This is a genomic window from Neobacillus novalis NBRC 102450 (assembly GCF_001591805.1).
Taxonomy (GTDB): domain Bacteria; phylum Bacillota; class Bacilli; order Bacillales; family Cytobacillaceae; genus Neobacillus; species Neobacillus novalis.
This window is the reverse complement of sequence record NZ_BCVP01000010.1, coordinates 326,044-346,069: the sequence shown is the minus strand read 5'-3', so window position 1 is coordinate 346,069 and position 20,026 is coordinate 326,044. Positions and strand designations below refer to the sequence as shown.

Below are 20,026 nucleotides of genomic sequence, written 5' to 3'. Positions count from 1 at the left end.
ATGGGAAAAAATCCCCATATCCTATATTACCATATCTTTGACATTTACTTGTGAATTTTCAATTTTTATTAACATTTCGTAAATGGACTCACCTAATACTTGAGCCAAACGAGTTGGAACAGCATTTCCGATTTGGGTGTATTGTTTTGTAAGAGTTCCAGCAACATAATAGTCTTCTGGAAACTCCTGAATCGCTAAGTATTCCTCTATACTTAACGGTCTATCTTCAAACGGATGACCTATGTTTGTACTCTTTTGAGCAGGTGACGTGAGAAGAGTAGGAGCTGGTTTTTTAATATCTACACGTCTAAAAAATCCTACTTTACCTCCACCAGACTCATATGCTCCACCCATAGCTTCTCGAACAACTTCTTCACCATATTGCCGAAGGTCTCTCCAGTTTCCTCCACCTTTTGGAATCATTTTCATCCATTTAAGACGATCAGCAGAATATTTAACGTGGTGGTGTTTTGTAACTTCTAACTCTTTCAAAACATCCCCAATGGTTCTCCATGGATTTTTCCCCTTTGAGCCAGTTTTATCATGAGTCGCTTCAGGGAATTCAAACTTAGTATTTAAATCGTTGCGGACACCAACAATAAAAACACGTTCACGGGTCTGGGCAACTCCATAATCGGCAGCATTTAACAGTTTGACGCTCACTTCATAGTTTCCAAAGTGCTCTAATATGTGTCGAAATGCACTGCCTTGTTGTTCATCAGGTTCAAGCGGTCTTTTCCCCCGTTCAGTCAATGGAACGTGCTTTAAAGCTGATGAAAGAAGTCCTCTCACATTTTCAAGAAGAAATACTTTGGGTTGCATTTCCTGGACAAGATCAGCAAATTTTAACATTGCTTGTCCTCTAGGATCTTCAAATGCTTGTCTCTTTCCAGCTGTGGAGAATGATTGACACGGACTCCCACCAATAAATAAGTCGATTTCCTCGTCTTCAGAGAGGCCAGCTTCTTCATATATGCGTTCACGAGAATAGTCCATAACATTTCCTTGTTTTACTGTTAGGTAAGGGAAGTTGGTTTGGAGTGTTTCGCAATATGTTGGTTCAATCTCAACAGCAAGTTTCACTTCAAAACCTGCTCTTTTAATTCCAATATCAAGTCCACCTGCACCTGCAAATAAGGATATTGCTTTTTTTACCATTTAATCACACCTACTAGATAGTTGTACTATTTTTAATAAATGTATTATAACATTTATCTTTAAATCGGTCCAGCAATTTAATTTCCATATTTAAAACGTTAGTTTATTATAATACCACAATATAAGGAAGACCGTCATAAATTTGGTCTTTCTTTACTAAACTATCAAACGGAACGGAATAGTTAGGGTCACTGCTAAAACACGGGATGAAGCCACAGATAGACTGTTGGATGAGATTTTTAGCGGAGCATTGCGTCAAACTACATCAAAGCCAATAAAATCCACACATGTGCTAGACAAACCTAAATAAATCTTAATACCGCCTAAAAGATGAGCTAAAAAGTGTAGGGGATTTGTTAGTTTACAATCCGGATAAATGGGGATATAGCCACTTCAGTTTTCACAATCTAATTCCAGTATTTGAATCTGGTAATCCAATTACAATCTATGAGATTTTACATGTTTCTCAATAATAGGTACCATAGAGGGAATATTTCAACGATGATACGGCAGCTAGGATATGGAAGAACAACAACAGAATTTATTTTTTTCTTAAGAATGAAAGGTTAATTCCGTTACAAAAAGCAAACAAGAGAGCAGGGGTGCTCTCTTGTTTTTTTGTGGTTTATCTATTAAATCGAATGTATAAATCATGGAACAATTTCAAAAACAGTACCTTGGTTAACATCAGTCACTTTCATTGAGCCATAAACCCCTAAATATAGTCTGGTTTGATCCAGATTCGTTCCCAAACTAACATAATAAGCTGACTGCGACCCAAAATTATAATCGGTTTCAATCACACTAAAATCATTTAGTTTACCATCTGTTCTTACCCTGGTATATGCTAAAACCCCTCTTACCGGAGGCCCCGATTCTTCATTCCGGGCAATATCGGTAAACACTACACTTCCCGTTAAAGTGGGGATTTCATTCCCCATAAAGGCTTGCACTCCTGTAAGTGCAGTTCCTCCAAACTTATCGGGGCGAGGGTCTGAATGAAAATAACTAGTTAGCGGCTGAAGACGCTTCACTGAAGTTTTTACTGCTTCATTGTAATAAGCAATTGTTTTCTCATCCGAAGTCGAATTTTCAGAGCAGCCCTTTATAGTCGAAGTAGGAAAAGCACCTTCCCACCCTCGCCAGCCAAGGTTTATAAATCCTTTTTGTTTAGGTTCATTGTTTCTTAAAGAAGCTTGAACAAGCTGGGTAACCGGTATTGGTCTATAATGAACAAATGAAAAAATCGTCTCAGCTAAATCCTGTCCGACATTCCCCACATATTTGATATACTGATTATAAATCCTTTGATATGAAATGCCTGGTATATTGCGGACCCCTTTGGCAATTACCGTAAGTGTATCCTGAATAGGTACGGGAAGTTCATTAAAACGTGTGACTACGGGTGGATTACCGATAAATGTATTCTTAACTACGTCAATTTCTATTATTTTTCCGGCTATTTCCATATTATCTTGGCTTGAATTAAATGGATCATAGCCTGCTCCGCCATCTCCGGTTGTTAAAACAAGTTTTCCTGTTTCAGGTGAAAAGTTTAAGCTATTGACACCATTATGATTGAAAAATGGTCTTCTTAAGTTAAGTAATGTCCGTCGTTTTTGAGGCTGCCCATTCGATTGTAAAATCCATTCTTCAACTGTATCAATATGATTATATTTAGTTTCTCTATTTGTCCACCTTAAGTTTAAGGTTTTTGGATCACACGGGTCAGGCTTAAAATGTTTAGTCAGTGCACCAGGACCTTGTGTTCCCGCGACTGAATAATGAAGATAAAATAGACCGTTATAAGTAAATTGGGGATGAAACGCCAGCCCCAACAATCCCCGTTCATCATATCCACCACGAGAAACTCCTGGTTCAGAAGTACCTAGTTTTATGATTTGCGGGCGTATATCTAAAAAAGTCCGTATAACTCCATTATCTATGTAAAAAATCTCTCCTACCTGGGTTGCAATAAATAATCTTTCAATTGAATCACCCGGAAGGATAGTTGTTTTTAAAACAGTGGGCAAATTGATTTTACTAACAATGGGCCGTAAACGAACCTTAACTTTTATCACCTAACTTTCCACTCCTTCTAATGGTTTTCTTTTACAAGAATATGATTAGAACAGTTCTATTAGTACCAAATGAGGCCAGGGCTGATAAGGCATAATACATATTTAACCGCACGGTGAATTTTTCACCCGTGCGGTTTTTATGATTTAATGAGTTAATTTTGCGTTTTTCCTTGTGAAACTTTTATGTGGAATATGATTTTTCGGGTAGTGGCACTGCATTAAATCACTGCCTTTCGCAGCATGCGGTAGGAGCCAAGTAGGTAGAGCAACGTGAAAGGGACAAGCCAATAGGCGATTTGTACAGCTGTACGACTGGTAAACCAACTAAAGATACTACCCCAAACTTCGTATTGGGAAATCAAGAAGAAAAATATACTTCCAATCAGAAGTAAGGCCAACGAGAAGATAAACATTCCTTTGCCGCCAAAACGCCGTGCAAAACTCGATATTAAAAAGCCTAGGAAGAACAAATTGAGAAGTATAATCATGTAGAGAATAAATTGTTCCGAGAGCGTACCATCATTAACATAAGGTAGATGAAAAAAGTGGAGTCTAGTGCCCCAGCCATTTGTCTGTTTTTCCAAAAGCGCTAATAAGAAAATCAAGCTGGCTATGAGCGTGCTGCTGATTGTTCCAAATAATGAGGAGCCAATAAAATAATCGATTCTTCTGATTGACATTCCAATAGCAAAAGAAAATGATTTCGCTACTAAGAAAATCCCTGCTATAAAGGTGTAAAAGAAAATAGAAGAAACACCACCTGTGTATAAATCTTTTTGATTAGTCATCAAGAAACTAATGATCAGATTAATAGCGAAACTTGAAAACAGAATAATCGCTGGAATATAAATCCATCCCCATTTATCACGATAATGAAGTTTTAATACACCTGAAATTCTTTTCACTTTGCAATCGCTCCCTTTTGTTCAGATTTTCCATTTGTCAAATGGATGACAAGCTGCTGCAAGGATACAGGTGAAATCTCGAGTCCGATTGCGGCCGCTTGTTTTCGATCAGTGTCATTTTGGCTGCGAATGACAGTGGCAGATAGCAATCCCCCAAACGGTTCACGATGCACGATTTCTTTTCCAATGAGAAACGCTTCCACCTTAGATGTTTGCCCAGTGACTGTGAAAGCCCAATCCCGTAATTCTTCTGCATCTTGATCAATAATCAGTTTCCCGTTGTCCATGACTAAAATATGTTCAAGCAGGTTACTCACTTCATCAATCAAATGGGTAGACAGAATCACCGTTCGTGGATGTTCAGCATAATCTTCCATCAGTCGATCGTAAAATATCCCTCTTGAAACGGCATCGAGTCCCAGGTATGGTTCATCAAAAATGGTTAGAGGTGCTCGACTGGCAAGCCCTATCACGATTCCCACTGCAGAAAGCATTCCTCGAGAGAGCTTCTTGATTCTTCGATTCAAAGGCAAGTTGAAATCCTTAATAAGCGACATTGAAAAATTGACATCCCAATTTGGAAATATGGATTTAGAAACTTCTAACACATCAAGGATATTGTAAAGATCGGGGTATTTCTGGCTCTCTTTAATAAAGCAAATTTGGCTAAGGACTTTAGCATTTTCATAGGGATTTTCCCCAAATACCTTCATATCACCACTCGTCGGAAAGATTTGTGCTGTGATCAATTTCATCAAAGTCGTTTTACCTGCACCGTTTCTGCCTAGAAGACCATAGATCTTATCTGCTTGAACGGAGAAACTAGTGTTGTGAACAGCTTTAAATGTTCCATACGATTTATCCAGCTGTTTTACTTCAATCACGTTTTTCATCGTTTTTTATCCCCTCTCTGAATCATATCAGTCAACTGATCTGTTGTAATGCCAAGTCTTTCTGCTTCACGAATCATTGTGATCACATACTGTTCGAAAAATTGTTCTTTCCGTTTTTCGATTACCATTGAACGTGCCCCTTTGGCAACAAACATTCCAATCCCCCTTTTTTTGTATAAAATGCCTTCATCCACCAACAAATTTACACCTTTTGCAGCAGTCGCAGGATTAATTTTGTAAAATACGGCGAACTGATTCGTTGAGGGAACTTGTGTTTCTTCTGGAAGCCCACCTTCAATAATGTCATCTTCAATCCGTTCTGCGATTTGGACAAAAATAGGCCGGCCATCGTCTATTAAGTTTTTCACTACATCACCACCACATCGGTTAGTTACTTATGTAATTAACCATATAACGAATGAAGCAGTATGTCAATAACTAAATAGAGAAATGTTAAAAATAGGTGTTTTTCTGCTTCGATCGAATATATGGAAATAATGAAGGTCAATCTTAAGCTGTAAAGGAATTCTTTACACTGAAATTTTGGTCCATTCTTGTTGTATAATAATTATCAGAAAATGAAGGAGGAATTACTATGCCAAATTCAAATCAAAAAATCGTTCCGCATTTATGGTATGACAAGGAGGCGAAAGAAGCAGCCGAGTTTTACGCTTCCATTTTCCCAGACTCAAAAATTACAGATGTAACATCAATCCACAATACACCCTCAGGGGACTCTTGTTTAGTCACTTTTGAGCTATGGGGGCAGAAGTTTATGGCAATCAGCGCAGGTCCTTTTTTCAAAATCAATCCGTCGTTATCTTTCATTGTCAACTTTGACCGATCACGGGATAAAGATGCAAGAGAAAAAATAGATGAGGTTTGGAACAGATTGTCCGAAGGCGGCACAGCGTTAATGCCACTTGAACAGTATCCGTTCAGCGAGAGGTATGGCTGGATTCAGGACAAGTATGGTTTGTCCTGGCAGTTAATCCTAACCAAACCAGAAGGTGAAGAGCGCCCTGCAATAGTACCATCACTTTTGTTTGTCGGTGATCAATGTGGTCATGCGGAAGAGGCGATTAGTTTTTATTTATCCGTATTTAAGAACTCAACGCAGGGCCTTATCGTCCGATACACTAAAGGCATGGAACCTGACAAAGAAGGAACAATCATGTTCTCTGATTTTAGCTTAGAAAATCAGTGGTTTGTCGCAATGGATAGCGCGCACGAGCATAAATTCAGTTTTAACGAGGCAATCTCATTTATGGTGTACTGCGACACGCAAGAAGAGATTGATTACTACTGGGAAAAGCTCTCGGCGGTTCCTGAAGCCGAGCAATGTGGCTGGCTAAAAGATAAGTTTGGTATATCCTGGCAGATTGTGCCGAGTGAGATGGACGCGATGATGAGCAAGGGCACACCTGAGCAACTTGCGCGCGTAACGCAAGCATTTCTTAAAATGAAGAAATTTGATCTTGTGGAATTACAGAAAGCATACAAGGGTGAATAAAACATTAAACGTAAATTTAACTAAAAAGCGAACATCTATTTAAAGATGTTCGCTTCAATTCTTATCTTTAATATCCGCACCTATTCAACAATCATAATAATAGGGGGTTTTTCCAAATACCGAAAAAGATTTGGACCATCTTCTTCAGCCTTTTTAGCTTCTGGACTTGCAAATGCTTCAGTTAGCTTTTCCATATTTTCGAATTCTAAAGTGGTAACAAGATATAAGTTTAATTGAGTATTCTGGGCACTAACGACACGTTGCACAGAATCTTTTATAATATTGGGGATACTCCTGCCAAGTGGAACATGTACATCAAAATAATGCTGATCAAATCCTTCCTTATCTTTTGGTTCCTCATACATAATAATCATTTTCGCCACTGCCCCATCACTCCTTTTGAAATATCTAGTATAATATATTTCATTATAAATATAATATTCTTCAAATGTATATATGAATGAAAACGGCTTTCACAAAAATTAAAACGTATTGATTTTGTGTTTTTGCTAACTCGAAATTACCGAAAGTTGACGGTATTCTCTGTCCAAAACTTGACAAGTATAATGGCCTTATAATTGTCAAATTTGGTAAAAAGGAAAAGACGCCTCCCATAATGAATAACCGACTTTTAATCTTCTATGACGAGCGAGTTGGTTCATTTGCCGTCTATTATTATGTTAAAAAAATTTCATTTACCAACAATATCGTAACTAGTTTATAATATAAGGATGTCCAAAATGGATATTAGGAGTCTATTCATGACACTAAGAAGAGGTAAGTAGGTGAGCACAATCGATATCATTGAATCACGGGTGAGAGGTTTTATCGCAGATATTCAACACCCTAACCAGAAAAAGAAAATAAATAGTAACGAGTTAGAATTTCAGTTGCGCAAGCTATTAGATAATTATTTTGAAATGGACGGTTATTCATTGTTTTATCGTGCAATCGAAACATTGCAAGCTGAAGGACAACTGATCCCTATTCAAAATAATCAATACAATGGTAAAACACCAGCGCTTGCCTTATATTACTGGGTAAATATAAAAGTTCAGGCCGCCAAATGGGATCGTCTCGAGATGATGAAATTAACTGATCAGTTTGATTTTTCCTATTATGAACGGCATCCCCAATGGCAAACGAAAGACGAATGGAATCGAATCCAGAAAGTATATATGTTTCTAAAGTCCAGTCAGGAACGGGAAATTGTATCGGTAGAAGAAAGAAGCCTCGAGCTCTTTGGCCATGAAAAATTCTTGATTGATAGTGTTAGCTTTTCTGATGGAAAAGGCTTTTTAGCTCGAATTGGAATAGCAGAAGACCAGCTTAAAATGGTGAACTATGGGGAGCCTTTTGTCTTTTGGATCAAACAAGGGAAAGAAATGAAAGATATTCAGAGAGTACTAATCGTCGAAAATCTATCTTTCTTTCATACTTCGATTAAATTATTGGAAGCGAATCAACTCGATTATGAACCTGAATTAATCATTTATGGGGAAGGTACTAAAATTGAGCGGAGCTTTTCCTTTTTCTTTCGAATGTTTCCGCCAAATGCCTATCTTTTCTACTACGCAGGAGATCTTGATGCCGCAGGATACGGGATCCTCATTCGGCTTATCGAAAAATATTCGGATTGCTGTATTCAGCCTGCCATAAAAATTTATCGAAAAATGCTCGGATGTCTAGAACAAAGGAATGACCAGAAAATGGGCCAATCACAGAACCTCAAATACCGTGATTTATTTTTTCAATGGTTTACGGAAGAGGAGCAAGCGTTATTACAGCAATTATGGCAGGAAAATAAGCGAATCCCACAAGAAGTGTTAACAATTGAAACATGGAGGAGATGGCTGTGAACGAATCATGGGAAGGTTTCGCCCAGCGTATGCAACGATTAAATCCATTGTTTGAGCTTGGCAGGGGAATGGAAGTAGGAGAGCTGAAGCCTCATATCCAAACGATTCTGATGCAAGTGCTCCTGACCATCTTTTATCGAGAATTAAATGATGATGATCATCGCCGCAAATCAGATATCAAATATATGGTAGAAGATTCCATTAAGCAAATGAAGCTTCTAGCAGACGAGAAGCAAATGGAACGGATTACAAGCGGGCTCCTGTATCAGGGGAAAGAAGAGTATAGTAAACCGTTTGAATCCTTATATTACGATGAAATAAGTCAATCTTGGGAAACTCAGGTCTTCCGTTATGTCACGATGGATGAATTATATACGAATTTAGAAATCGGCGGATCGATTGTTTATAAACTCACGGATGTCTCTCAGGAAATGATTTTTATGAGCAGGGAAATGGCGGAGGAATTCTCGATAACGATCGAACAACTCTATAGTATGCAGCTAATTAAAAATGGTAATTTTAGAAAAGCTACTCGAAACCTCGATCACCTCATTTCACGAGTAAACCGCTTAATGTCAAAAGAATTCACTTTTCAAAAGGAAATGATTAACAATCCTAAAATCTTATTGATCGAAGAAGAATGGCAAAGGGCCGACAATCGTGTAGAAATTGAAAAGCAATTTGAAGAAGAAAAAAATCATTTCCGTACCATTACAAGCATGATTGAAAAAACGAAGCGAAGAAATGAAGAAGATGATTATATTCAGAAAGAATTGATTCTTCTCCAAGAAAAAATTGGTCATACAAGGCAATTGCATGACCGTTTTGCCAAGCTCGTCATTCAAAATATCTCCTATGAGATGAAATTAAAAGCGGAAAACCCTTCGTTGTTTTGGGAAACGAGCCTGGTTTCATTTCGAGAACATCTTTATGAGAATTGGTTCATGAAGAAAGGGGTTCAAAGTTTCGAGACAATAGAAAAAGTCCTTTCTCCGTTATTTTCACCGAAGAATGAATTTATTTTACCGCTGGATTGGATATGGGGTGAACAAGAATTTGATGAAAAACAACTTACAGATGTTGTCATCGAAGAAGAGGCAGAAGAAAGCATTACTCGTCTCCGAGTAACGAACTGGGATTCTGTTATAAAGGCATGGAGTTATGTTTTTCAACATTTACAAACATACGGAGAATTTTCATTAGCTGATTTATCCACGATGCCATTAGAAGTGCAGGATTTATGGTTTGAAGAGTCTGAAACAATTGATTTATGGATGATGTTTGATAAAAAGCCGCTGAAGGTTCAAGTGCTGCATCGGAAGGAAGAAACATTAAGTGACGAGAGGGAAATTCTTCTTTATAAACTAATGCAGGAATATCCACAATTTCAAACTTTTGAAGGCTTGAAACTTTTTACCATGTTTGATCATCGAGCGGAGCCTCATCATTGGTATCAAATGAAAATTACCCCTTTCAAAATATGTGTACAGGAGGAGCAACGATGAATGCAGAATCAATCAAAAAAGCATCAGCTATCTATTTTACTCTATTAAAAGATAGAGTAATCGATGAAAATAGCGAACACTTTCAGACCTATTTTGATCCGGAAGTGAGACAGACTGTTCTTTTATTAGCTGATGAATCAGGTACATATATCATTGAATCGCCGAAACGGATTCACTTAGTTGTCCAGCCGACCGGCTCTGTCTTTGCTACGAATTTTACACATATGAAAGAAAAGCATAAGCAAGTCGAAACGAAAAAACACTTTCATCTTATGAGCGTTGTCATGATGGCTTTTTTAGCAGCCATAGACCGGAACCAGGCTGCGAAAATCCGCACGAAGCGGGAAGGGATTAGCTATTACGCATTAGAACGTCTTGTCAACGACCTCATCATGAATTGGGAAAGCATTCTGAAAGTGAAACCTGCCTTCGGTGAAGAAGAACGAATCGATATGAAGGAAGTTGTGACATCTTGGAAGTACATGGAAGTGGACACGGATGATTATGGGTTGAAAAAAGCCAATAGACGAACCAGAATCGGTTTAATTGCTAGTAGCATGCGCTTATTAGAGACAGAGGGCTTAATCGTCATTCTAGATCGGGATGATATTCCAAAGGCAATTCCAAAACAAGAGCTTTTTGAGCGAATTGAATACCTGTATCACGATTATGATCGTTATGAATTATTTAAAAAATTAATGACTATAGAGGAGGATGAGCATGCCGAAAATCCATCGAATTAGAATTGTTGGCCTGAAGTATGATGGCATGCAGAAGCAATATAAAGATACCACTTTTAACTTCCATAATGAAGAGACATCCACAAATGGTCTTATTGCGATGATGAATGGGGGTGGTAAAGGTGTATTCCTGCAAACCATCTTCCAAATCCTTAAACCTGGAACCTCGTGGGGAAAACAAAACAATCGTTATTATCAGCAGTTCTTTTTTAATAATAAAGAGCAATTTATTCCCTACACCTTTCATGTTCTTATTCAATGGGAATTGGACGGTTCGGACCACAGGCATCTGGTAACGGGAGGAATGTTCTCGGCCGAACAGCGGATTTCGATGAGTGAAGAAAGTGGAAATGAAAGCAAAACGTTGGAACAGGAAGCGAAAATTCTCCCGAATATTACCTTTTATACAAGAGAATTTGAACGGAAAGAAGAGGTTTCGCTTGAGCATATTCCACTTTATGAAAATGATGAGGTTGCGGAAACCGAAAGCTTGAAGGACTATTTAAAATGGAATGGATATGACGTTTACCGCGATACGAAGAAGCACTATCGTATTCTGGATACATACGGAATTAACCGTAAAGACTGGGATATTATGAAGGAGATTAACAAGGATGAAGGCGGCGTTGGGAAATTCTTTGAGGGAGCTGAGGATGATCATTCCCTGTTCCAAAAACGAATCATTCCTACGGTTAGTCAAGTCTTGCATCGGACGGAACATCAAAAGAACGATCTTATCGAGATTTTCAAGAGTCAGGCCAGTATCGCCAAGGATCTGCCCGTTCTTTTGAAAAGAGAACAAGCACATAAGGAATTTTTAGAAGACATTGTCCCTTTTGAAGAGAACCTAGCTAAAGGGGTAGAGCATAAAGAAATTGTTCATGAAAGTGTTAAGGTAGGAAGACAACTTTTGGGTGCTTTAGAGCATTTGAAGCAAACGGAAGAGGAATCGCAGCTTACTATAGCGAAAGACATGGAAAAATTAACGATAAGGCAAGCAGATTTACGCTATCAAAAAGACAATTTAGAGTTTGCAAAAGCTCACAGAGAGGTACGAGATTGGGAGAAGAAATTAGTAGAAGAAAGGAATAAGCACACTTCCTTACAAGCGGTCGTTCAGGATAAACAGGAGCGTAAAGAACAGCTTGCCTTTCTACTATTATTGAAAGAGTGGAGTGAAAACGAGCAAACGATTCGCTCTCTTTCACAGCAGATAGCGACATTAGAACAAAATAACGGTTTAGAGCAAGTGAATCAAAGAATGGATGAAATCAAAAAAGAAGCAGCACAGCAATGGGAGAAATCTTATCTATCATTACAAGAAGCTGTTAAGCAGTATTTGGGATATCAAAAGTTTTTAACGAAAAAAGGAAATGATCTGTCGCAGCAGGATAAACAAAAGACAAAAGAGATTGCTCAGCTTAGTACGGAAATTGATTTTCTCTATACGCAAATCCATACATTTGAGTCGAAGGAAGAAGCACTCATCAAAGAATTTGGCGACCGCTTAACCTATGACTTAAGGGGTTATATCGAGTTTCTTTCTAAACAAATTGAAGACAAAAAGGCTAAGTTAGAAGAGCTGCAAGCAAAAGAGAAAGAATCTAGTGAAGTGCAAAACAAGTTAGCCACTTCACATGGTACGCTTGTCCAATCGATTCATTTTTCAGAAGAAAAATGTGAAGAGTTAATGGCGGCAAATGAAGAGCAAAAGCAAAAAGAAGCAAAACTAGTAGATCGGCTTCATGGGTTAGTAGCTGATGTAACTGCACCGTTTACCCACGCGCTTCTTTCGAAATATGCATTACAGATTGAAGATATACTAGCCAATAATCGAGAACAAGGTGAACAAATTAAAAAAGATCTTTGGGAAATACAGCTGGACCATTCCTTAAATGATGAGCACTTCTGGATTCCCAATAAAGATGTGAAAGAATTAAAGGAATGGATTGATGAAAAGACTGGCATTGATGTGTTTTATGGAACCCAATTTCTCCAATCTTTAAGTAAAGAAGATATCGCGAACTACATGTTGACCTATCCGCTCCTTCCCTATGGTTTAGTCGTAAGCGGGCAGCAATGGCAAAAAATTAATCAGCAGGTTCTTTCCGGTAGAATGTTTAAAAGTCCTGTTCCGATTTTCCTGCGTGAAGCAATGAACAATGAACAACAACAGCCATCCTTCGTGATCATTAACGGAACAGAAAAAGAGCTATTAACGGATAAAAATCAATTTACCAACTGGAAAATAAAGATTGCTAAACAAATAGAAGAAAAGAAAGATACACTTATTGAAATTAATAAAACAGAAACCTCCTTACGTCGCATGTTAAAAGAAATCGATCGATTTTTATCGAGTGAGCTGGCTGTTGATATCGAGAAAGCTTTCAATCAGGAACAGAACGCCCTTCTTTCTAAGAAAATGAAATTACAGGAAATCACAACACAAGAGCAAAAAGAAAAAGAATTACAGATTCAGCTAAAAAAACAATTGGAGACTACAAAAGAAAAAATAGACAAGCTTACAAAAAATGTAGAAACAATCGAAGAATTTGATCGTGAAAAGCTTCTATATCAAGAAAATAAACGTGTGAAATTAGAGAAAGAGAAACAAAAGGAAGCCTTATGTATAGGGCAGCAAGAAATAGGAAAAGAGCACCAAACTATCGTTGAACTGCAAAACAAGTGGAATCAAACGTATGTAGAATGGAAGGTTACAACCGAACAAACGATAAAGGAGATTGCCTTCTTTATTGAAGCAGCGGTTTTTCCTGCTGATGAAAAAGCGGAGCAATCTGAAGAGGTTCCACGTTTATCACCTCATTTATTAGAGGAGATTAATGGAAGCATCTTAGAGTTAAAACAGCTTCAAAAATCAAAAGAAGAACAGTCGCGAGAATTACTGGTTATTCAAGCAAAAAAAGAAACAGAACAAAAGCAGCAAAAGAAATTAGAGAAAAAACTCGATACTCATAACAAGGAGTGGAAGGAAGCTCCGGAACCAGATGAACCGATAAGTATACTAGAAAATATGCTGCAAACGGCACAGAAGGAAGCGAAGACTGCGGAAAAAGAAGAACGGGAACAAGGAACGGCTGTAACCGTCGCAGAAACTTCCTTGCAGCTTGCCGTTGTTCAGCGTGTTAAGTCAGGAAAAAAGATAGCAAAGCATGAAAAACAGCCTGAAGAATGGGAAGACCTTGACTTAGAAGTAAAGGCAGTAGAAATAAAAGACCAAACGAAACAAACGATAGAGGAACTAAAGCAGGCTGAAAAGCGCCAAAAAGAAACAGAAACGAACATTGCGGGTTTCGAAGGGGATTTATTAACGTTATCCGTTATCCTTAAGGAGGAAGCGGCAGCATTTACAGATACGGATGTAGAAAAAATTAAGAGTCAAGGTAAAGCATGTATCTTATCCTGGTGTGAAGCACATCAAGCAATTCAGGAAGAAGGTCAAGAAAAACATGCGAAAATCGAACAATCATTGCGTAACTTAAAGCTAACGATTGAAGGCAAAGATTGGGAGATTCGTTTCAAAAATGAAGTCTTAACAACATTAGATCATATGGATACGAGGCATTATTCACATATTCAAAGCGTTGTTAAAAATATGAAGCGTTTTTCACAAAGTGGATTGGAACAATTAGAACGCGACAAAGAAAGGGCAGAAAAGGCGCAAAACTTCTGGGCCAGCCGTGCCAGCATGAAGGTCATGAGCATTTCAGAGGCCATTCGTTCTATGATTGCAAAAATGAAGCTGAAAAATGAACGAGGATCCTTTCCACTCGTCCAGCTCAAAGAAGACATCTTACCTAAAAAGGCTGAAGATATCGAGCCGCTCTTGAAGCAGCATTTTGTAGCGGCGATTAACAAAATTACCAAACAATTTGATACGATTGATCATAATAATCAAGTCGTAGATCAAGAAATAAAACAACTGATTAGTGATGAGCAAATTTTATTTGTATCCCTACGAAATCGCTATCCTGAGCTCCTTGTCTATAATATGCGAACGGATAATGCCTTTATGTACGGGAAACCGCAAAGAGATCATTATTCAACCTGGCAGACCATTAATCAAGGTTCAAAGACGAAATCCGATGGCAGCGGCGGACAAAAGCTATCAGCCCGAATGGTGATGATGATGATGTTATTATCGGTTAAAAACGAATCAGATCAAAGCTGGGTTCCTTTAGTCTGTGATAATCCGTTCGGACAAGCGGCGTCAGCACATGTCCTCGACCCGATCTTCTCAGTTGCCGAAAAACTGAAGTTCCAATTCATCGTCGTCACTCCGCCCGAACTGGTGAAAACGGAAATCAGCCAACGATTTGATGCCTATTATAAATTGGACTTCATTCGCGAAAAAGGAAAAGAAATTGTATCGGACACCATTGTTCCAGCCTTTCGAATTTACCAAGGAGCTGAAGAAGCTCCGGTATGATGAAACAAACTGGAACTAGAAAAGGATAAAAGCCGTAAAACAACTAATAAGTCAAAAAACGAACATAGTAGCATCAAAGCAAACAATTAGAGGCATCTTTTTAGAATGCCTCTTTTCTATTCATCGCAAATATTGTATTCAACCTTACATTGGACGATTAATTCTGCAAATAATTCCCCAAGGAATTCTCGTTTAATAATTATCCCTTATTAACAGGAATTGCTTCCATCTAGAATTTGAAGCGGAAAAAATAACCACTCCCCCAGTTGCAAGAAGTCTAGTGAATTTTCAAAATAATAAAACAAATATATAGTCCTACTTCTTGGTTCTGCTAAATATATATGTAAGGGGCTTGTTTAAAAGAAAAATAGGGAGGGTCACCATGAAATTGAAAAAGTCTTTAACATTATTGTTAACAGGAAGCTTGGCGGCAGGGATGATTTTGGCTGGCTGTGGTAGTTCCGGTGGCGATACAAAAGATTCAAATGTTATTAAAATTGCTACTCAGACGCCGCTTTCAGGTGGGAGTGCAACAATTGGGGAAGCCATCAAGTTAGGAGCACAGCTTAAATTAGAAGAGGAAAAGGAAAAGTTTAAAGACTTAGGCTTTACCTTACAGCTTGTACCCTATGATGATCAGGGCGATCCAAAAAAAGGTGTAGCCAATGCTCAGTTAATTGGCGCAGATAAATCAATCATGGCCGTTGTTGGTCACTTTAACTCGGGTGTCGCTATTCCTTCTTCAGAAGTTTATGAAAAATACGAGATACCGATGGTTTCACCTGCCAATTCGGCAGTAGAAGTCACCTCAAGGGGATTAAAGACAGTCAATCGGATCGTGGCCCGTGATGATTTTCAGGGTCCAGCAGGTGCTGAATTTGCCGTTAACAACTTAAAGGCAAAGAAGATTTTTATCGTTCAAGATAAAACAGCATACGGTACCGGCCTTGCAGAAGCATTCAAGAAGGCTGCTGAAGAAAAAGGAGCCGAAATTCTTGGATTTGAAGGAATTACCGTCGGAGAAAAAGACTTTAATGGCGTTCTTAACCAAGTGGTGTCTAAGAAGCCTGATTTAGTCTACTTCGGTGGAATCTATGCTGAAGGCGGACTATTAATCAAGCAAGCACGTGAAAAAGGCATTAATGTCCCGTTTTTAGGCGGGGATGGAATGGATGCTTCTACACTAGTTGAAATTGCCGGAGATTCGATTAAAAATACCTACATTACTTCGCTTGCCGGTGATTCAACAAAAATAGAAGAAGGTAAAAAATTTATCGAAACCTATAAGGCCAAATATAAAAAGGATACAGAGTCTTATTCGGTTTATGGCTACGATACGATGGGTGTGGTCTTAAAGGGAATTGAGGATGCGATTAAAGCAAATAATAACAAAAAGCCAACCCGCGCACAGGTAAGAGATGCCGTTCGCGGAGTGAAAGACTACCAAGGAGTGTTGACAAAAGTCAGCTTTGACGATATCGGCGACAATGATTATGCCAAAGTATTTATTTATAGTTTTAAAGAAGCAAAATATCCAGCCGAATATGTGGACGAAGTGAATAAATAAAACTAGTGGGGTTGGAAAGGGGTATGGCTCATTTAATGGGTGAGAGTACCCTTTTTTAAAAGATTAGAAAGATAAATTTTGACTTTGAGAATTGTCCAGCTCCAGCGCCCTAGCGGCTAGTGTCCTTCGCTCTCCGCCCTACGATAAGTCAACATCGAATCGCTCCGCTCTTCGTGTTTCCTTTATCTCAGTTGGAGCGCTCCAGGCCATACACCGCTGACCAGGGCGCTTGCGCTTTTCTAAATTGTGGACAAGGAGGTAACTTATGCTGAACGAAATACTCCAAACAATCCCGCAGGTGGTGATAGATGGGCTAACCTTAGGTGCAGTGTATGCGGTTATTGCTTTAGGGTATACAATGGTTTACGGGATATTGGAATTAATTAACTTCGCTCATGGTGAAATCTTTATGTCAGGTGCTTTTATTGGCACTGCTATCTTAATTGTGCTGACGGGAATGGGATGGGTTTCAGCGGTGCCGGCGATTGTTATGCTGATAACTGTTCTCGTGTTAACCGCAGTCCTGACAGGCCTTTTAGGGATGGGGATTGAACGAGTAGCTTATCGGCCATTACGAAATGCACCAAGATTAATCCCGCTCATCACAGCAATCGGTATCTCATTTTTATTACAAGATATTGTGAGATTCATAGCGGAATTACAAAAAGGGAACTATATCGTAACAGGGCCTAATCTTTTTAAAGATCAAATTTCGATTAAGGCCTCATCAATAAGTGCCATTTTTAACGACGCATCGATTAAAACATCGTTTGTGATCGTGCTGGTTACGGCAGTCATTATGATGATTGGTCTAGATATATTTGTCAATCGAACAAAATGGGGCATGGCGATGCGAGCCGTTGCCCAAGATCGCGAGACCGCTTCCTTAATGACGGTAAATGTGAACAAGGTAATTTCCATCACCTTTTTTATCGGATCGGCGCTTGGCGGGGCAACGGGGGTACTATTTGCTGTCCAATATGGAACAATCGATCCTTATATTGGCTTTATCCTTGGATTAAAAGCCTTTACGGCAGCAGTATTAGGCGGTATTGGAAATATCCGCGGAGCCATGCTTGGCGGTTTACTGCTGGGTTTACTGGAAATGTTTGCTTCAGCCAATTTAACCCTTTTATCTGGCGGCGTATTTGGCGCCGAATACAAAGATGTCTTTGCCTTTGCCATCTTGATTATTGTGTTACTTTTTAAACCGGAGGGCTTATTAGGCAAACCGGTTACTGAGAAAGTGTAGGTGAGAAGAATGAAATCTCAATGGAAAAAATATAAACAAAACAAACTTGCGCAGGGAATTTTTCTCCTCATTTACATTGGAATCACATCACTTAGTTTATTTATGGCTCAAAGGTCCGTTACTGCATTCCTGCTCCTACTATCTTCATTGTTACTATTATATTTTACAAATTTCAAGAACCTCACAAAATGGTTAATTGCGGGAATCGTGCTTGTGTTTTTACTTCCCTTCACCGCAAGTAACGGTGATGCCTATCAATCCTATATGGAAGTGGCAACACTTGTTGGAATCTATATATCTATGGCTCTGGGATTAAATATTGTAGTTGGCATGACAGGTCTTCTTGATTTAGGATTTATCGCCTTCTTCGCAGTTGGTGCGTACACCTATGGGATTTTTGCTACAGCCCAAGCAGCCAATTTTATGCCTTTTGGATCGTTTCCTCTATCAGGTGAAAGCTTTTGGATCTTTATTTTAATTGGCTGCTTTGTCGCCGCTATATTTGGCCTTCTTCTTGGCATCCCAGTCCTCCGGGTTAAAGGTGATTATTTAGCGATCGTTACCTTAGGTTTTGGCGAGATTATTAGAATTATTTTTAATAATCTGGATCGCCCGCTAAATATTACGAATGGGGCAATGGGGATTGCTTCCGTAACGCCGCCCCGCTTATTTGGAATTGATTTTCTTTATCCAAGCCAATTTTATTACATTGTCCTTGTGATCTTATTATTTACAATTTTTACGGTTCGCCGTTTTGAGCATTCAAAAATCGGCCGTTCGTGGAAAGCAGTCAGGGAAAATGAAATAGCTGCCCAAGCGATGGGTGTCCCGTTAGTACGGACAAAACTAATGGCCTTTGCGATTGGTGCTTCCTTTTCAGGAATGATGGGTGTCGTTTTTGCTGCAAAACAGGCCTTTGTCGATCCGACCAGCTTCACTCTCTTAGAGTCGATTACGATTTTGGTCATGGTCATCTTGGGCGGAATGGGCAGTGTCCCAGGAGTCATTCTCGGCGCGGCCGTTATGACCATCCTTAATCTTCAGGTATTAACAGAAGTGACAAATTGGTTGAATCAACTAAATTCAACGGGGGTCTTTTCCATTCCGGATGCGCTATCTCCTTCTAAAATGCAAAGGCTTATATTCGGCTTACTTTTAATCCTGTTTGCTTTATATCGACCCAAAGGACTCTTGCCTGCAAAAAACCATGTCTATAATGAAAAGGAATTACAAGAGGGATGTACGAAGGATAATGGGGATAATCTGAAAAGTATACCTGAACATTCGCAAATTGAGAAAGCTCAGGAGGTTTAGCGTAATGTCTATTTTAGAAGTTCAAAATCTTACGAAGAAATTCGGCGGCATTACAGCCAATCAAGATGTTTCGATGACAGTGGAAAAAAACTCAATAACAGCCGTTATTGGACCGAACGGGGCTGGAAAAACAACCTTTTTTAATATGATTACAGGTGTGTATCAGCCAACAACAGGGATGATTTTGCTTGAAAATGAAAAATTGATCGGATTAAAACCCCATGAAGTTTCCAAAAAAGGCATTGCAAGAACGTTTCAAAATATCCGCTTGTTTAGTGAAATGTCCGTGCTTGAAAATGTGCTTGTTGGCATGCATACACATATAAAAGCGGGGCTTGTCGGTATTTTATTCAATCTTCCTGCCATTCGGAAGGAAGAGAAAGCTTCCGAAGTGAAAGCGTATCAATTATTGGAATATGTCGGACTTGCCCCGCTTTTAAATGAAAAGGCATGTAATTTAAGTTACGGGGCACAACGAAGGCTGGAAATCGCAAGAGCTCTTGCTGCAAAACCAAAAGTCTTATTATTAGACGAGCCGGCGGCTGGGATGAATCCAAAAGAAACGAACGAACTTACTCAGTTGATAAAGAGAATAAGACATGAATACAATCTTACCGTTATTTTAATTGAGCATGATATGAAGCTTGTGATGGAAATTTCTGAACATATCGTTGTATTGGATCACGGCGAAAAAATTGCCGAAGGAAAGCCTGAAGACATTCGAAACAATCCTAAGGTGATTGAAGCATACCTTGGAACGGGAGCTGTTCAGGCAGGATAGGGGGGCTGGTT

General features: G+C 38.9%; 16 protein-coding genes and 1 pseudogene. 11 read left to right on the top strand and 6 right to left on the bottom strand.

Translation table 11 applies throughout. From position 1 onward, the window contains the following. Window positions 1-21: 21 nt before the first annotated feature. Window positions 22-1,158 (bottom strand): DNA cytosine methyltransferase, encoded by a 1,137-nt coding sequence (locus BANVL01_RS09565; protein ID WP_066085689.1) that lies wholly within the window; start codon window positions 1,156-1,158, stop codon window positions 22-24. Window positions 1,159-1,499: 341 nt separating this feature from the next. Between BANVL01_RS09565 and BANVL01_RS28755 the strand changes: the two are divergent. Both BANVL01_RS28755 and BANVL01_RS28750 read left to right on the top strand, forming a co-directional pair. Then, window positions 1,500-1,631 (top strand): annotated as a pseudogene (locus BANVL01_RS28755) (DUF4865 family protein); the annotation flags it as partial. After that, window positions 1,606-1,728: a DinB family protein gene (locus BANVL01_RS28750; RefSeq protein ID WP_082804932.1), complete on the top strand. Its 123-nt coding sequence runs from the start codon at window positions 1,606-1,608 to the stop codon at window positions 1,726-1,728. The pseudogene BANVL01_RS28755 and the gene BANVL01_RS28750, both read left to right, overlap by 26 nt. Window positions 1,729-1,808: 80 nt before the next feature. Here BANVL01_RS28750 and BANVL01_RS09560 read toward each other — a convergent pair whose 3' ends face one another. From BANVL01_RS09560 to BANVL01_RS09545, 4 genes are all read right to left on the bottom strand, one after another. Further along, window positions 1,809-3,239, bottom strand: a complete 1,431-nt coding sequence (locus BANVL01_RS09560) for a PQQ-dependent sugar dehydrogenase (protein ID WP_066085691.1) — start codon at window positions 3,237-3,239, stop codon at window positions 1,809-1,811. 218 nt (window positions 3,240-3,457) lie between these two features. Further along, on the bottom strand, window positions 3,458-4,144 hold the full coding sequence (locus BANVL01_RS09555; protein ID WP_066085693.1) for a hypothetical protein: 687 nt from the start codon (window positions 4,142-4,144) through the stop codon (window positions 3,458-3,460). Continuing rightward, window positions 4,141-5,037, bottom strand: coding sequence for an ABC transporter ATP-binding protein (locus BANVL01_RS09550; protein WP_066085696.1), 897 nt, complete (start codon window positions 5,035-5,037; stop codon window positions 4,141-4,143). The genes BANVL01_RS09555 and BANVL01_RS09550 overlap by 4 nt, the downstream gene beginning before the upstream one ends. Continuing rightward, complete coding sequence (locus tag BANVL01_RS09545) at window positions 5,034-5,405, bottom strand: GntR family transcriptional regulator (protein ID WP_066085699.1); 372 nt, start codon at window positions 5,403-5,405, stop codon at window positions 5,034-5,036. The genes BANVL01_RS09550 and BANVL01_RS09545 overlap by 4 nt, the downstream gene beginning before the upstream one ends. 227 nt (window positions 5,406-5,632) lie before the next feature. On the opposite strand from BANVL01_RS09545, the gene BANVL01_RS09540 reads away from it, so the two are divergent. Further along, complete coding sequence (locus BANVL01_RS09540) at window positions 5,633-6,550, top strand: VOC family protein (protein ID WP_066085703.1); 918 nt, start codon at window positions 5,633-5,635, stop codon at window positions 6,548-6,550. 80 nt (window positions 6,551-6,630) lie between these two features. Here BANVL01_RS09540 and BANVL01_RS09535 read toward each other — a convergent pair whose 3' ends face one another. After that, window positions 6,631-6,924: an EthD family reductase gene (locus BANVL01_RS09535; protein WP_235845523.1), complete on the bottom strand. Its 294-nt coding sequence runs from the start codon at window positions 6,922-6,924 to the stop codon at window positions 6,631-6,633. 411 nt (window positions 6,925-7,335) lie between these two features. Between BANVL01_RS09535 and BANVL01_RS09530 the strand changes: the two genes are divergently transcribed. The 8 genes from BANVL01_RS09530 (at window position 7,336) to BANVL01_RS09495 (ending at window position 20,015) form a co-directional block, all read left to right on the top strand. Continuing rightward, window positions 7,336-8,409, top strand: a complete 1,074-nt coding sequence (locus BANVL01_RS09530) for a Wadjet anti-phage system protein JetD domain-containing protein (RefSeq protein WP_156482241.1) — start codon at window positions 7,336-7,338, stop codon at window positions 8,407-8,409. Beyond that, window positions 8,400-9,914, top strand: coding sequence for a hypothetical protein (locus tag BANVL01_RS09525; protein ID WP_235845522.1), 1,515 nt, complete (start codon window positions 8,400-8,402; stop codon window positions 9,912-9,914). The genes BANVL01_RS09530 and BANVL01_RS09525 overlap by 10 nt, the downstream gene beginning before the upstream one ends. After that, entirely contained in the window at window positions 9,911-10,657 is a 747-nt protein-coding gene (locus BANVL01_RS09520) for a DUF6063 family protein (RefSeq protein WP_066085710.1), read from the top strand. The genes BANVL01_RS09525 and BANVL01_RS09520 overlap by 4 nt, the downstream gene beginning before the upstream one ends. Next, window positions 10,635-15,101: a hypothetical protein gene (locus tag BANVL01_RS09515; protein ID WP_066085716.1), complete on the top strand. Its 4,467-nt coding sequence runs from the start codon at window positions 10,635-10,637 to the stop codon at window positions 15,099-15,101. Before BANVL01_RS09520 ends, BANVL01_RS09515 begins: the two co-directional genes overlap by 23 nt. 382 nt (window positions 15,102-15,483) lie before the next feature. Beyond that, a complete protein-coding gene (locus BANVL01_RS09510) occupies window positions 15,484-16,668 on the top strand; it encodes a branched-chain amino acid ABC transporter substrate-binding protein (RefSeq protein ID WP_066085718.1) in 1,185 nt (394 codons plus the stop codon). Window positions 16,669-16,933: 265 nt separating this feature from the next. Next, on the top strand, window positions 16,934-17,920 hold the full coding sequence (locus tag BANVL01_RS09505) for a branched-chain amino acid ABC transporter permease (protein WP_066085721.1): 987 nt from the start codon (window positions 16,934-16,936) through the stop codon (window positions 17,918-17,920). Window positions 17,921-17,929: 9 nt separating this feature from the next. After that, window positions 17,930-19,234, top strand: a complete 1,305-nt coding sequence (locus BANVL01_RS09500) for a branched-chain amino acid ABC transporter permease (RefSeq protein ID WP_066085724.1) — start codon at window positions 17,930-17,932, stop codon at window positions 19,232-19,234. A gap of 4 nt (window positions 19,235-19,238) precedes the next feature. Next, complete coding sequence (locus tag BANVL01_RS09495) at window positions 19,239-20,015, top strand: ABC transporter ATP-binding protein (RefSeq protein WP_066085727.1); 777 nt, start codon at window positions 19,239-19,241, stop codon at window positions 20,013-20,015. Window positions 20,016-20,026: the final 11 nt, after the last annotated feature.